Raw genomic sequence first — 14,036 nt, 5'->3', positions numbered from 1 at the left:
CGGGCCTTTTGAGCAGGGCCGGGTCTGGGAAGAGATACCAGGGGATTGTCACACATGGCAGATACGCATCAGAAGAACCACGACTACCACATCATAGATCCAAGCCCCTGGCCGCTTCTGGCCTCGATCGGCGCCTTCATTCTGACCTTCGGCGGCGTCTGTTACATGCGTTACCTGTCGGCTGGCTCCTTCAAGCTGTTCGGCATGGAACTGGCCAATCCCTGGCTGTTTTACATCGGTCTCGTCATCGTGCTTTACACCATGTACGCATGGTGGGCAGACACGATCAAGGAAGCCAATGAGGGTAGCCACACCCGCGTCGTTTCGCTTCACCTGCGTTACGGCATGATCATGTTCATCGCCTCTGAGGTGATGTTCTTCGTCGCGTGGTTCTGGGCCTATTTCGATGCCAGCCTTTATCCGCACGAGGCCATTCAGGCGTCGCGCCTCGAATATACCGGCGGTCAGTGGCCGCCAAAGGGCATCGAGGTCATCGATCCCTGGCACCTGCCGCTCTACAACACCGTCATCCTGCTTTTGTCGGGCACCTGCGTCACCTGGGCGCACCATGCCCTGCTGCACAATGACCGCAAGGGGCTGATCACCGGTCTCGTCCTCACCGTTGCGCTCGGCGTCCTGTTCTCGACCGTGCAGGTTTACGAATACATGCACGCCCCGTTCGACTTCAAGAACTCGATCTATGGCGCGACCTTCTTCATGGCGACCGGCTTCCACGGTTTCCACGTTTTCGTCGGCACTGTTTTCCTGCTGGTCTGCCTGCTGCGCGCCATTGCCGGCGGCTTCACGCCGAAACAGCATTTCGGCTTCGAAGCAGCTGCCTGGTACTGGCACTTCGTTGACGTCGTCTGGCTGTTCCTGTTCTTCGCGATCTACATCTGGGGCGGCTGGGGCGCGCCGCTGGCGGAGTGATGCGGTTTGTTTTCTGACTCGGAGGGCGGCATCTGCCGCCCTTTGTGTTTAAACAGGCGGGCCGGACGGAGGTTTAACCGGCCCAAGGCGGGAGGCCATCATGTCTGAACCCGGAAACGGCGGCTTTGCGCCGGTGGACCCAATAAAAGTCGGGCTGAAGGGCTGCTGCCCACGTTGCGGCAATGGCAGGCTGTTCGACGGCTTCCTGACCCCGAAACCCGCATGCAGTGCTTGCGGGCTGGATTACGGCTTTGCCGATGCGGGTGAAGGCCCGGCCGTCTTTGTCATGCTGATCGTCGGTTTCCTTGTCGTCGGGCTGGCGCTTTGGTTCGATCAGCGTTTTGCGCCGCCCGTCTGGGTGCATGTCATGCTCTGGTTGCCTTTTGCGGTGATCGTCTCCCTCGTGCTGCTGCGCAAGATGAAGGGCATCATGATTGCGCTGCAATACCGCAACAATGCAAGCGAAGGCAGGCTTGATCGTGAATGAGGTTTCCCACATGAAGGCGGCGGAAAGACGCATCTGGTTTGCCGCGCCGCTCGTCCTTTTGGCACTTGCCATCCTTCTCGGGCTAGGCACATGGCAGGTGAAGCGGCTTTACTGGAAAGAAGCGCTGATTGCCGATATCGAGGCGCGGCGCAACGCAAGTCCGGCCACGCTCTCGCAGATCGAGGTCATTGCCAAAAGCGGCGGCGAAATTGAATATCGCAGGGTCAACGTTTCCGGCGTTTTCGATCATGCCCGCGAGCGGCATTTCTTCGCCACCCACCAGGGCAGAACCGGCTATTACATCTATACTCCGCTGTCGCTTGCCGATGGCCGTATCCTCTTCGTCAATCGCGGCTTCGTGCCGTTTGAGATGAAGGAGGCAACGAAGCGGCCTGAAGGGCAGGTCGCTGGCGAGGTGGAGATCAAGGGACTGGCGCGCGCGCCGCTCGTTGCAAAACCGTCTTCCCTGCTGCCGGATAACGATATCGCCAAGAACATCTTCTATTGGAAGGATCTGGCGGCCATGGCGTCGAGCACCGATATCCCGCCCAACAGGCTGGTCAACCTGTTCGTGGATGCCGACGATGCGCCGAACCCCGGCGGCTGGCCACAGGGCGGCGTGACGCTGATAGATTTGCCCAACAATCACCTGCAATATGCGATAACGTGGTATGGTCTGGCGGCGGCCCTTGTCATCGTCGCCGGTTTTGCCTATTTCCGGAACGGTAAGGCGCAAGGTGAATAACGCGCGCCCTGTCCGGTAAGGCTGGCTACCGGGCAAGGGCAAGGAGCACGCCAAGGAGCACGAATGAACATCGCCGTTTCCAAACCCCCTTTGACGATAAGGCTGTGCGGACCGCGCGGCTTTTGCGCGGGCGTGGACCGGGCGATCCAGATCGTCGTGCTGGCGCTGAAAGCCTATGGCGCGCCGGTCTATGTCCGCCACGAAATCGTCCATAACCGATATGTGGTCGAGGGGCTGGAAGCCAAGGGCGCGATTTTCGTCGAGGAACTGCACGAAATCCCCACCGAGCATCGCGAGCAGCCGGTGGTCTTTTCCGCCCATGGCGTGCCGAAATCCGTGCCGGAGGATGCGCAGGCGCGCAACCTGTTTTATCTCGATGCCACATGCCCGCTCGTCTCCAAGGTCCATAAGCAGGCCATGCGCCACCAGCGCCTCGGCCGTCATGTCGTGTTGATCGGCCATGCCGGTCACCCTGAGGTCATCGGCACCATGGGCCAGCTGCCCGAAGGTACTGTTTCGCTGGTCGAGACGGTGGAGGATGCCAGCACCTATGAACCGGTGGACCGAGAAAACCTCGGTTTCGTTACCCAGACAACGCTGTCTGTCGATGATACCGCAGGCGTTATTGCCCGGTTGCAGGAACGTTTTCCGGCCATTCAGGCGCCAGCCGCCGACAGCATTTGTTACGCCACCACCAACCGTCAGGATGCGGTGAAGCAGGCGGCCCCCGGCTGCGATCTCTTCATCGTGGTCGGCGCTCCCAATTCGTCAAACTCGAAGCGGCTGGTGGAAGTGGCGCTGCGCGCTGGCGCCAAACATTCGGTTCTGGTGCAGCGTGCGGCGGAAATCGACTGGGATGCGATCGGCGATATCCGCACCGTCGGTCTTTCGGCGGGCGCTTCCGCGCCGGAGGTCATAGTTGATGAGATCATCGAAGCCTTCAAGGCGCGTTTCGATACGACGCTCGATCTGGCCGTCACGGTGGAGGAAACGGAACATTTCCTCGTCAACCGCGAACTGCGCAGCATCGAGCTGACGACGGACGACATGGCTTTCGTGAACGGCAATGCCAGCAATGCCCTGCCACCGAAAGCCGCCACTGGCGCCTAGACCGGGATGGCGAGATATGTGAGCGGTTCCCACCGCGCATATGTCATCCCCTCTTCAGATTTTCACTCCATCCTTCATCAAGAGATTTGAAATTGGCAGTTTATACGGACATCACCGAAGATGATCTGAGGAATTTCCTCATACAATACGACGTTGGCAGCCTCACATCCTATAAGGGCATTGCCGAAGGCGTTGAAAACTCCAATTTCCTGCTGCATACGACGAAGGATCCACTGATCCTGACGCTTTACGAAAAGCGTGTGGAAAAATCCGATCTGCCGTTCTTCCTCGGTCTCATGCAGCATCTGGCCGCCAAGGGTCTGTCCTGCCCCTTGCCGCTGCCGCGCAAGGACGGGGAACTGCTGGGCGAATTGTCCGGTCGCCCAGCGGCGCTGATCTCCTTCCTTGAAGGCATGTGGCTGCGAAAACCGGAAGCGAAACATTGCCGGGAAGTCGGCAAGGCGCTGGCCGCCATGCATCTGGCCGGTGAGGGGTTCGAGATCAAGCGCCCCAATGCACTCTCCGTCGATGGCTGGAAGGTGCTATGGGACAAGTCTGAAGACCGCGCCGACGAGGTGGAGAAGGGCTTGAAGCAAGAGATCCGCCCGGAAATCGATTATCTCGCCGCCCATTGGCCGAAGGATTTGCCCGCGGGCGTCATCCATGCGGACCTGTTTCAGGACAACGTTTTTTTCCTCGGTGACGAGCTTTCCGGCCTCATCGATTTTTACTTCGCTTGCAACGACCTGCTCGCCTATGACGTGTCGATCTGCCTCAATGCCTGGTGCTTCGAGAAGGATGGTGCGTACAACGTCACCAAGGGCAAGGCGCTGCTGGAAGGTTACCAGTCAGTGCGCCCGTTGAGCGAGGCGGAACTGGATGCCTTGCCGCTTCTGGCACGCGGCTCGGCGCTGCGCTTCTTCCTGACCCGCCTCTATGACTGGCTGACGACGCCGGCGGGCGCGCTGGTGGTGAAGAAAGACCCGCTGGAATATCTGCGCAAGCTGCGGTTCCACCGCTCCATCAGTCATGTCGCCGAATACGGGCTGGTTGGCGAATGAAACATGTCGATATCTTCACCGACGGCGCCTGCTCCGGCAATCCCGGTCCGGGCGGCTGGGGTGCCGTGCTGCGATATGGCGAGACCGAAAAGGAATTGTCCGGCGGCGAGGCCGATACCACCAACAACCGCATGGAACTGCTGGCGGCCATCTCGGCGCTCAACGCGCTGAAAAGTCCCTGCGAAGTCGATCTCTATACCGACAGCGCCTATGTCAAGGATGGCATCACCAAGTGGATTTTCGGCTGGAAAAAGAAGGGCTGGAAAACCGCCGATAACAAGCCGGTCAAGAATGTGGAGCTGTGGCAGGCGCTGGAGGCGGCGCAGGAGCGCCATAAAGTGACGCTGCACTGGGTCAAGGGCCATGCAGGCCACCCGGAAAACGAGCGCGCCGACGAATTGGCACGCAAGGGCATGGAGCCTTTCAAACGCCGGTAACGGAAGTCTGATTTCTTCCATGCGGCCCTGATCCGGGCCAACCGTGATAAGGGATTGTGAAAACTGAAACCCGATCTATCTTGTCGTCAAACAGTTGGACGATGTTCCAGCGGAGGAGAGACATTCAGATGATCCTGCATTGTGTATTTCTACGGTTCAAGGCTGCAACGGCATCCTCTGAAAAACACGCGGTGTTTGAAGCAATTGCGGCCCTCAAGAACGTGATACCCGGCATAATCGACGTGAAATACGGCCAGAACGTTTCGCCGGAAGGCCTGAATGGCGGTTTCGTCGATGGCTTCATCGTGACGCTGGACAGCCCGGAAGCCCGCGACGAATATCTGGCGCACCCGCAACACATGGAAGTCGGTCAACGTTTGGTCTCGCTGACCGATGGCGGTCTGGCCGGGCTTCTGGTGTTCGATATGAATGTGTGAAAAAGGGCGGTTTGACCGCCCTTTAATGGATACTGTACTTCATTCGCGACGACAGAGAGGTGGCTTAAAGCTGCTCGATCATCGCTGCAGCGGCCGAGACCGTCGCCTGGCCGGGATTTTCTTCCACGTTGAGCGATGTAACCACGCCGTCTTTCACCAGCATCGAATAGCGCTTGGAGCGCACGCCGAGGCCACCGCCGGAGAGGTCGGCATCGAGGCCGAGCGCCTTGGTGAAGGCGGCGTCCCAGTCGGCGAGGAAGTGAATTTTGCCCTGGCCGCCGGACGATTGTGCCCATGCGCCCATGACGTGCCAGTCGTTGACGGAAACGACGGCGATGTCATCCACGCCCTTTGCGAGAATGGCGTCGCGGTTTTCGAGGTAGCCCGGCAGGTGGTTCAGCGAGCAGGTGGGAGTGAAAGCGCCGGGTACGGCAAAAAGAACCACCGTCTTGCCGCCAAAAAGCGCATCGGTGGTGGTTTCCACCGGGCCATCGGCGGTCTTTTCCTTGAAGGTTGCGGAAGGCAGTTTTTCGCCGATCTTGATAGTCATGTCCATGCTCCTATGGCCGTTTGGTTCGCGCGACTATAGAGCAAGGAAAAGAAAACTGTCATACGGTTTTCGCGGGAAATTCCATGGCTGAGACAGCCGTTCGGGATATGCCGCCTGAACGGTCAGGGCTTTGGAAAATTGAGCATGGTCTCCATGGTCCGATCGCCGGATTTGACAAGAATGGGCCAGCTGTTGCCCTGCACCTGATAGGTTTTTGGCAAGCCCTTGATGTTCATGTAGAAGGAGAGCTTGCGCTTGTCTCGCACCAGGTTCTGCGGCTCATAATAGGCAAAACCGGAGGGGCCGGCGATGAATATCTCGGTCTCCTTCGGCGCGTTTTCCGGCAGCTGCAATTGCACGCCAAGCATGGTCTTGTCGGGCGTGATGTGGAAATCGACAACCTTGAAATCGTCGGACGCAGCCTCTGGCAGCGTCTCGCGCGCCTCTTCCAGCAATCGCCGCTCTTCGTGGTCGTCATCGCCCGCATTGCCGCGGCTGATCGAAAACGTCGCCTCAAAGGGAATGCAGATATTCTGGCAGACGCCGATGAAGGCGGTGAGGTCGATATTGCCTCCCGCTTTGGCGTCCACGGCTTTCAACTGAAAGGGAATGCTGACAGCGTGATCGTAGCCGATATCGGTGATATCGCCGTTCTCGATGAGTTTGGGAACAGGATAGGCCATCGATGTCAGGCTTACACCGCTTGCCGGATCAAGCGTGATCTTGGGCGGTATTCCAGCTTCGCCTGGTTCGCGCCAATAGGTTATCCAGCCGTCTTTCGGCTCGATCTGCAACACGCCGCGCACCACGCCGTCCGCATCCATGGCAAGGCTTGCCACACGCATCTGGCCGCCTTCACTTCTCGCCCAGTCGGTAATTTCGGCCTGCGCTACTTGCCCGCCACCGAGTAGGGCGGCGAAGGCAACGGCGAGGCGAAGATGTGAAAATCGAAAGAATGTCCTGACGCTCATTCTTTCCGTCTAACCCAACATCGCCTGATGGACCAGTTACGAATTCGTGCGGTTCATCATTTTCGGTTGATTGATCGGGCGCGATGCCGCATCCTGTGCTTTGTCGAAGTGCGAACGCCGCTTTCCCGTTCAACGATGGAATTCGGCAAGCTGGAGGCGCCGGTGAGCTTTTCAACCCTGATGGACAAACGCGAACGTGGCTTTTTTGACAGCCAGTTCCTCATTGCGATGCCGGGGCTGGACAATGGCAATTTTGCCCGTTCGGTGGTCTATATCTGCGCCCATTCGGATGCCGGAGCCATGGGTTTCATCATCAACCGGCCGCAGCAGATCACCTTCACGGATATTCTGCTGCATCTGAAGCTGGTGGACAGCAACGACGCCATCATGCTGCCCAACCGCACCCGGGAATTTCCGATCCAGTGCGGCGGCCCGGTCGAATCCGGCCGGGGTTTCGTGCTGCATTCCGATGATTATTTAAGTGAATCGAGCATTCCGGTCAGCGACGACATTTCCTTGACGGCGACGCTGGATATCGTGCGCGCCATTTCCAATGGTCGCGGCCCGCAAAAGGCCACCATGATGCTCGGTTATGCCGGCTGGGGTCCGGGCCAGCTGGAAAACGAGATCGCCAATAATGGATGGCTGAATTGCCCGGCGGCGGAAGAGCTGATTTTCGACCGTGGACTGGACAACAAATACGAGCGGGCGCTTGCGCTTATGGGTGTGGATGCTCGCATGCTTTCTGCGGAAGCCGGCCACGCCTGATTTTTTCGTGATGCTCCTTTTGTCGACTGCTGGAACCAATCCCAATCCCTGACGTTAACAATCCCGAAAGCCGCACAGACAGTACGGCTCAACTAGGGAGCAGTAACATGGGTAGCACATCAGACAAGATCGCCGGTACAGCCAAGGAAGTTGCTGGCAAGGTCAAGAAAAACGTCGGCGAAGCAACCGGCAACAACGAGCTGCGCGCCAAGGGTGCCGCTCAGGAAACCGAAGGCAAGGTACAGAAGAACGTCGGCAAGGCCAAGGATGCGGTCAAGGGTGTTGTTGATCGTATGTAATGTCACCTGACGGGCTCCCGTGTCTTTGATGCGGTGCTTTGGAGCGCATGTGTTATCGCACATGCGCTCTTGTCGTCTGGGGGCCTGAAGGGCGGGTTTGTTACGCCTTTCACCTTGGTCTCTTATATTCGCCTTCACCCAATTCATCCACCGCAAGGGTTTCATGAATGAAGCTTTTCTCCTGCGCTTCCTGTGGCCAGCCGGTCCACTTCGACAATCGTTTCTGCGTCTCTTGCGGCCATCGTCTGGCCTTCGTGCCGGAGCGCCTTTCCATGGAAGCGCTGGCGCCTGCCGGTGAGCCGAACTGGCAACTCGTGGCCCAGCCGGAAAGACAGGTGCGGTTCTGCGCCAATGAGGTGAACGACATCTGCAACTGGTCTGTGCCGGCGGAAAGCCAGAACGCCTTTTGCCCGGCCTGCAGCCATAACCGTCTCGTGCCAAATATCGCGACGGATGAGGGTATCGAACAATGGCGCGGCATCAGCCAGGCGCAGCGGCATTTGTTCTATTCGATATTGCGTCTCGGCCTGCCGCATCCCAACCGCGATGCCGATCCTGTCGGCGGGCTAGTCTTCGACTTTCTGGTCGACGAAGTCGCACCTGACGGTTCGGTCATTCCCGCCATGACCGGCCACGACGAGGGCCTGATCGCCATTCGCGCGGCAGAGGTGGATGATGCGACGCGCGAGCAGGTGCGCACCAACATGAACGAGCCGTATCGCACCATGCTTGGCCATTTCCGCCATGAGGTCGGGCATTTCATCTGGAACAAGCTGGTTCGTGATGAGAACCGACTGGAGGCCTGCCGCGCGGTATTCGGTGATGAGCGCGAAGACTATGCCGCGGCGCTACAGCGCAATTACGAGCAGGGGCCGCGCCCCAACTGGCAGGAAACTTTCATAAGCGCCTACGCCTCCGTGCATCCCTGGGAGGATTTTGCCGAGTGTTTCGCGCATTATCTTCACATCGTCGATACGCTGGAAACCGCGCGCGCCTTTGGCGTGGCGATAGACCCCGACGGACATGAGGAAATGGCGGCGGAGGTCACTTTCGATCCCTATAATGCCCGTAGCGCCGCACAACTGGTCAAGGCCTGGATTCCGCTCAGCGTCGCCATCAACTCGATCCAGCGCAGCATGGGGGAGGCGGACCTTTATCCCTTCGTGCTGGCCCCGCCTGTTGTGAGCAAGATGGAATTCATCCACGACCTGCTACACGGCAGGATCGACGCGATGCCTCAACAGCAGATGCAGCAGTTCTCGATGGCGCAGTGAATACGAGACACGAGAAGTCATAGTCAGGAAACGCGTCGTTTCCTTCTCCCGTCATTCCGGCTCAATGCCGGAATGACGGCGGTGGATGGAGTAGCCCTTTACCACCCCATACTCCAATTCCTCTTACGAAGCTCGCTTCGTCGGCTGGAACCGCTCCCGCAGAAGCTTCAGCGCCGCATCGCCGGAAACCGGTGTGCCGAACAGGAAGCTCTGGCCGAAATGGCAGTTCATGCGTGAGAGTTCCGCCGCATCCTCAGGCGTTTCAATGCCTTCCGCCACCACCTGCATATCGAGCGCGCGCGCCATGGCGATAACAGAGCGCAGCAGCACGTTGCGCTTGTCGCTGGTATTGGCCACCAGTGCCTTGTCGAGCTTGATCGTGTCGAAGGGGAAGCGGGTGAGATAGGCAAGTGACGAATAGCCGGTGCCGAAATCGTCCATGGCGAGGCTGATGCCCGTTTCCTTCAGCTTGGAAAGCACCAGCCGCGCCTGTTCCGGGTTCTCCATCACCACGGATTCCGTCAGCTCCAGCTTCAGCTGCTGCGGATTACAGCGCGTTCGCGTCAGCATGCCGCGCACGTCGTTATACAATTCGTTATTCAGCAATTGCGCGCTGGAAATATTGACGGAGATGAAGATCGGCATCTTCTCGATGGAATGCTGCCAGTCCATCAGGTCGGTCGCTGCCCTCTCCAGCGCGAACATGCCGAGCGGTTCGATCAGGCCGGAGGCTTCCGCGATGGGGATGAATTCGCTCGGCGGAATGTTGCCGCGTTTGGGGTGTTCCCACCGCATCAGCGCCTCGAAACCGGCCAGCGCGCCATCGTCAAGCTTGACGATGGGCTGATAGGCGAGCGACAGCTCCTTGCGCTCGATGGCGCGGCGAAGATCGCTTTCCATTTGCAGGCGGTCGGTGCCGGACGTGCGGAAAGCGGGACGGAACGGCTCGACGCGGTTTCCGCCAGCGCGCTTGGCGCGGTACATCGCCAGTTCCGCATCGCTCAAGAGACCTGCGGCACTTTCCTGCTGGTCGATCCATGAAACGAGGCCGATGGAGGCGGTGAGGATGATTTCGCGATTGGCGAAATTGATCGGCACCATGATTGCCTTGTTCACCGCATCGGCGAAATCGGCCACCCGCTGCGGATCGCGCTCCGAGGTCAGGATCAGGCCGAATTCATCGCCGCCGAGACGCGCCAGCGTATCCTGCGGTTTCAACAGGCGGCGCAGACGCCGCGTCAGCGCGATGAGAATATTGTCGCCTGCAGCAATGCCGAGCGTATCGTTGACCAGCTTGTAACGGTCGATATCGATCGCCATCACCGTCGGGCGCACGCCGTCGCTTTCAGGAGAGAGGTTGAGGATCGATTGCAGGCGGTCGAGGAAGACCTGCCGGTTCGGTAGCCCGGTCAGATTGTCATTCATCGCATCCTGCAACAGCCGCTCCACCGAGTTCTTCTGCTCGGTGATGTCGGTGATGGTGCCGACGCAGCGGATGATTTCGCCGTTAGAGCCGAGAACCGGGCGGGCGCGGATTTGCAGCCAATGGAAATGTCCGTCTTCAGCGCGAATGCGGAATTCGTGATTGAGGCGGCCCTTGCGATGGTCGAGCAGCACGTCGAGCGTTGCCTTGAACCGGTCGCGATCGTCAGGATGCAGGCGCGGCAACCAGTTGCGCGCAGCACCATGCATCGTGCCGGGCTCCAGCCCCAGACGGTTGGAAATATCAGGTGTGGTGACGATGCGGTCGCGCGTCACGTCCCAGTCCCACACGGTATCGCCGCTGCCCGTCAGTGCGAGAGATTGCCGTTCGAGATCGGAAAACAGGCCCTGCTGATAGGCGCTGCCGGCAAAGGCATGCTGGATGACTGTGAAGCCGATCAGAAGCACGATCAGCACCAGCCCGCCGCCAAGCGCCGGCTGCACGATGTCGTTGTCCAATTGTCCGGTCACCGTCAGCCAGCTGCCGAACAGCCAGACGAGGATGAGCGCCCAGGACGGAACGAGCAAAATCGCCCGGTCGTAACGGTTGAAGCCAAGATAGATGATGAGTGCGATGCCGGCCGTCGCCGTCAGCGCGAAGGAGACGCGCGCGATACCGGAGGCGACCGAAGGATCGTAAATCGCGACGCCGAACAGCAGCGCCAGCCCCACCACCCAGGCAAAGGTCGCATAACCCAGATGCGCGTGCCAGCGGTTTAGATTGAGATAGGTAAACAGGAAGACCACGAAGCTGGAGGCGAGAGCCACTTCGGCGCCCGCCCTCCATATTCGCTGATCGCTGGATGTGACGGTGATGAGTTTTTCAAGGAAGCCGAAATCGACGCAGATATAGGCGAGCACCGCCCAGGCGAGCGCGGCCGACGCCGGCAGAACCGAGGTTCCCTTGACGACGAACAGGATGGTCAGGAGCACGGCCAGCAGGCCGGCAATGCCGAGAACGATGCCGCGATAAAGCGTGAAGGCGTTGATCGTATCCTTGTAGGCTTCCGGTTCCCACAGATAGATCTGCGGCAATTGCGGGGTCGACAGCTCGGCGACGAAGGTGATGACGGAGCCGGGATTGAGCGTGATGCGGAACACGTCGGCATCCGGGCTTGGCTGCCGGTCAAGCGCAAAGCCTTCGCTCGGTGTGATCGCGATGATGCGCTGCGAGCCGAGATCGGGCCAGAACAGCTTGGAATTCACCAGACGGAAATGCGGTGCGACGATAACGCGCTCCAGCTGCTCTTCCGAGACGTTGGCGAGCGCGAAGACGGCCCAGTCGCCCTGATGGTCGGTGGAGCTGGCACGCACCTCGATACGGCGGCGGATGCCATCCGGACCGGGCGCGGTCGAGACCTGAAAGGCTTCACCCTGATTGGCATAGATATCGGTTGTCGCGGTGAGATCGAGCGCCGTATCGTCACGGGAAATCTTCACTGGCTCGAAGGCGTAGGAAAGAGACGAAAAAAGCAGGAAAAACAGGAAGAACGGCGCAGCCAGTGCAATTGCCGCCAGACGTTTCGACAGGCACGGCGCAGAGTGAGTGTAAGTCATGTATCGTACTTCGTTCCACTGGAGCTTTGCTTGTCGGCAAGAAGGGAAAACATCGTATGATCCCGCCATTGGCCGTTGATTTTCAGATATTCCCGCAAGAGGCCTTCCCGCTGGAACCCGGCATTTTCGAGAAGCCGGATGCTTTTGAAGTTTTCCGGAATACAGGCTGCCTCGATACGGTGCAACTGAAGTCCGTTGAAGATATAGGGTATTACCAATTTTAATGCGGCAGACATATGGCCTTGCGCGGCGTAGCGTTCGCCCACCCAATATCCAATCATGCAGCTTTGTGCAGCACCCCTCCTGATATAACCGATGGTGATGCCGCCAACGAGCAACGTCTCCTTCTCGAATAGCAGAAACGACACGGCGGTGCCGGAGGAAAACTCCTGGCCGTTGCGCACCACACGCGTGCGGAAGGAGCCTTCCGTCAGTTCGTCCGGGCGCCAGGTGGGTTCCCATGGCTGGAGAAACTGACGGCTTTCCGAGCGCAGAACGTGCCACTGCTTGAAATCGCCATAGCGCGGCAGTCTGAGAAGATGGTTGGCGCTGCGCAGTTCCGGGGTGTCGTTATGTCGGGAAAGAAAACGCAGCATTCACCATCCCTGTACGGAAAGAAACCGCAACCCTCAGCCGTTCGCCTTTATCCTTGCGGGCTGCTGCGCGGAAAGCGCGGCAGTAATGTCTGAAAGAGGCGGCAGCTGTTCGAGCGGGCCAATTGCAGACAACGTCGGAACTGTATCGAAAAACAGCCGTCCTGCAAGATCGGTCAGGCGTTCCCGCGTGATGTCGTTCAGGCGCTCCATCATCTCCTCATTGGGGATGGGCCGGCCGTAAAGCATCATCTGCCGTGCCATCTGGCCGGCACGGGCTGCCGGGCTTTCCTGACCCATCAGCAGTTGCGCGCGGATTTGTGCGCGGGCGCGGTCGATTTCTTCCTGATGAATGGTCTGGGAAGATTTGCGCAACTCGTCGACGATGACGGGCATCAGTTCCGGCAGGTCGTTGCCGCCGGTCGCCGCATGCACGCCGAAAATGCCGGTGTCGGAAAAACCCCAATGGAAGGCATAAACGGAATAACAAAGGCCGCGGGACTCTCGCACTTCCTGGAACAGGCGCGATGACATGCCGCCCCCAAGAATATTGGCGAGAATTTGCGAACAGTAGAAATCGCGCGCGTGATAGGCCTTGCCCTCGAAGCCGAGAAGCACCTGCGCGTCCATGAGGTCACGGGTCTCGCGGATTTCCCCGCCGGTATAGATCGCCTTTTCGAGAACCGGCGTGGTGACCGGCAGCTGCGGCAGCGAGGCAAAGCGTTCTTCCACCTGCTTCACGAAGCTTTGGTGATCGACAGCACCCGCTGCAACGACGAAGATGCGATCCGTCGTATAGTTGCGGGCGAGATAATGCCTGATCTGGGCGCTGGTGAAGGATTGCACGGTTTCCGGAGTGCCGAGGATCGGGCGGCCGATGGTCTGGTCGCGATAGGCGACGCCGGAAAAATTGTCGAAAATCACATCGTCAGGCGTATCGGTGGCGGCACCGATTTCCTGGAGGATGACGTTTTTCTCCCGCTCCAGCTCGTCTTCGTCGAACAGCGACTCCGTCAGAATGTCTGCAAGAATATCGACGGCGAGCGGAACGTGGTCTTTCAGGACGCGGGCGTAGTATGAAGTTGTTTCCGTCGATGTCGCGGCGTTGACTTCGCCGCCGACATTTTCGATCTCTTCGGCGATCTGCCGGGCGGTGCGGCGCGCCGTACCCTTGAAGGCCATATGCTCGAGAAGATGGGCGATGCCGTGCTCGGCAGTCGTCTCGTTGCGGGACCCGGATTTGATCCACACCCCAAGAGCAACGCTTTCGAGATGCGGCATTCTTTCCGTGACAACGGTCAACCCGGACGAAAGCCGGGTCACATTAACTCTCAT

15 protein-coding genes are annotated in these 14,036 nt (G+C 59.1%); 10 read left to right on the top strand and 5 right to left on the bottom strand.

Annotation, left to right across the window (positions count from 1 at the left end; genetic code table 11):
- Positions 1-54: 54 nt before the first annotated feature.
- The 7 genes from ASD46_RS03510 (at position 55) to ASD46_RS03480 (ending at position 5,207) form a co-directional block, all read left to right on the top strand.
- Positions 55-930 (top strand): cytochrome c oxidase subunit 3, encoded by an 876-nt coding sequence (locus tag ASD46_RS03510; protein ID WP_003511788.1) that lies wholly within the window; start codon positions 55-57, stop codon positions 928-930.
- Positions 931-1,030: 100 nt separating this feature from the next.
- Positions 1,031-1,417, top strand: a complete 387-nt coding sequence (locus ASD46_RS03505; protein WP_019564184.1) for a DUF983 domain-containing protein — start codon at positions 1,031-1,033, stop codon at positions 1,415-1,417.
- Between the two features lie 10 nt (positions 1,418-1,427).
- Positions 1,428-2,162, top strand: a complete 735-nt coding sequence (locus ASD46_RS03500; RefSeq protein WP_025592673.1) for an SURF1 family protein — start codon at positions 1,428-1,430, stop codon at positions 2,160-2,162.
- Positions 2,163-2,225: 63 nt separating this feature from the next.
- Positions 2,226-3,272 (top strand): 4-hydroxy-3-methylbut-2-enyl diphosphate reductase, encoded by a 1,047-nt coding sequence (gene ispH, locus ASD46_RS03495; RefSeq protein WP_003511794.1) that lies wholly within the window; start codon positions 2,226-2,228, stop codon positions 3,270-3,272.
- 92 nt (positions 3,273-3,364) lie between these two features.
- Positions 3,365-4,333: a homoserine kinase gene (locus ASD46_RS03490; protein WP_003511797.1), complete on the top strand. Its 969-nt coding sequence runs from the start codon at positions 3,365-3,367 to the stop codon at positions 4,331-4,333.
- A complete protein-coding gene (gene rnhA / locus ASD46_RS03485) occupies positions 4,330-4,770 on the top strand; it encodes a ribonuclease HI (protein ID WP_003511799.1) in 441 nt (146 codons plus the stop codon). The genes ASD46_RS03490 and rnhA overlap by 4 nt, the downstream gene beginning before the upstream one ends.
- 128 nt (positions 4,771-4,898) lie before the next feature.
- Positions 4,899-5,207, top strand: a complete 309-nt coding sequence (locus ASD46_RS03480; protein WP_003511801.1) for a Dabb family protein — start codon at positions 4,899-4,901, stop codon at positions 5,205-5,207.
- Between the two features lie 64 nt (positions 5,208-5,271).
- On the opposite strand, the gene ASD46_RS03475 is transcribed toward ASD46_RS03480, so the two are convergent.
- Positions 5,272-5,757, bottom strand: a complete 486-nt coding sequence (locus tag ASD46_RS03475) for a peroxiredoxin (RefSeq protein WP_003511803.1) — start codon at positions 5,755-5,757, stop codon at positions 5,272-5,274.
- A gap of 122 nt (positions 5,758-5,879) precedes the next feature.
- A complete protein-coding gene (locus tag ASD46_RS03470; RefSeq protein ID WP_019564180.1) occupies positions 5,880-6,728 on the bottom strand; it encodes a protein-disulfide reductase DsbD domain-containing protein in 849 nt (282 codons plus the stop codon).
- Between the two features lie 162 nt (positions 6,729-6,890).
- Between ASD46_RS03470 and ASD46_RS03465 the strand changes: the two genes are divergently transcribed.
- From ASD46_RS03465 to ASD46_RS03455, 3 genes are all read left to right on the top strand, one after another.
- Positions 6,891-7,496 (top strand): YqgE/AlgH family protein, encoded by a 606-nt coding sequence (locus tag ASD46_RS03465; RefSeq protein ID WP_003511807.1) that lies wholly within the window; start codon positions 6,891-6,893, stop codon positions 7,494-7,496.
- A gap of 107 nt (positions 7,497-7,603) precedes the next feature.
- Entirely contained in the window at positions 7,604-7,795 is a 192-nt protein-coding gene (locus ASD46_RS03460; RefSeq protein ID WP_003511808.1) for a CsbD family protein, read from the top strand.
- 167 nt (positions 7,796-7,962) lie between these two features.
- The gene (locus ASD46_RS03455; protein ID WP_025592675.1) at positions 7,963-9,069 is read left to right on the top strand and encodes a putative zinc-binding metallopeptidase; all 1,107 of its coding nucleotides are present in this window, start codon (positions 7,963-7,965) and stop codon (positions 9,067-9,069) included.
- Between the two features lie 123 nt (positions 9,070-9,192).
- On the opposite strand, the gene ASD46_RS03450 is transcribed toward ASD46_RS03455, so the two are convergent.
- From ASD46_RS03450 to ASD46_RS03440, 3 genes are read right to left on the bottom strand one after another with little or no spacing between them, the layout of a single operon-like run.
- Complete coding sequence (locus ASD46_RS03450; RefSeq protein ID WP_003511812.1) at positions 9,193-12,108, bottom strand: EAL domain-containing protein; 2,916 nt, start codon at positions 12,106-12,108, stop codon at positions 9,193-9,195.
- A complete protein-coding gene (locus ASD46_RS03445; protein ID WP_003511814.1) occupies positions 12,105-12,704 on the bottom strand; it encodes a GNAT family N-acetyltransferase in 600 nt (199 codons plus the stop codon). Before ASD46_RS03445 ends, ASD46_RS03450 begins: the two co-directional genes overlap by 4 nt.
- 33 nt (positions 12,705-12,737) lie before the next feature.
- On the bottom strand, positions 12,738-14,036 hold the full coding sequence (locus ASD46_RS03440) for a M16 family metallopeptidase (protein ID WP_003511816.1): 1,299 nt from the start codon (positions 14,034-14,036) through the stop codon (positions 12,738-12,740).

Source organism: Rhizobium sp. Root491 (assembly GCF_001427205.1).
Classification (GTDB): domain Bacteria; phylum Pseudomonadota; class Alphaproteobacteria; order Rhizobiales; family Rhizobiaceae; genus Agrobacterium; species Agrobacterium tumefaciens.
This window is presented reverse-complemented; position numbering and strand designations above follow the sequence as displayed.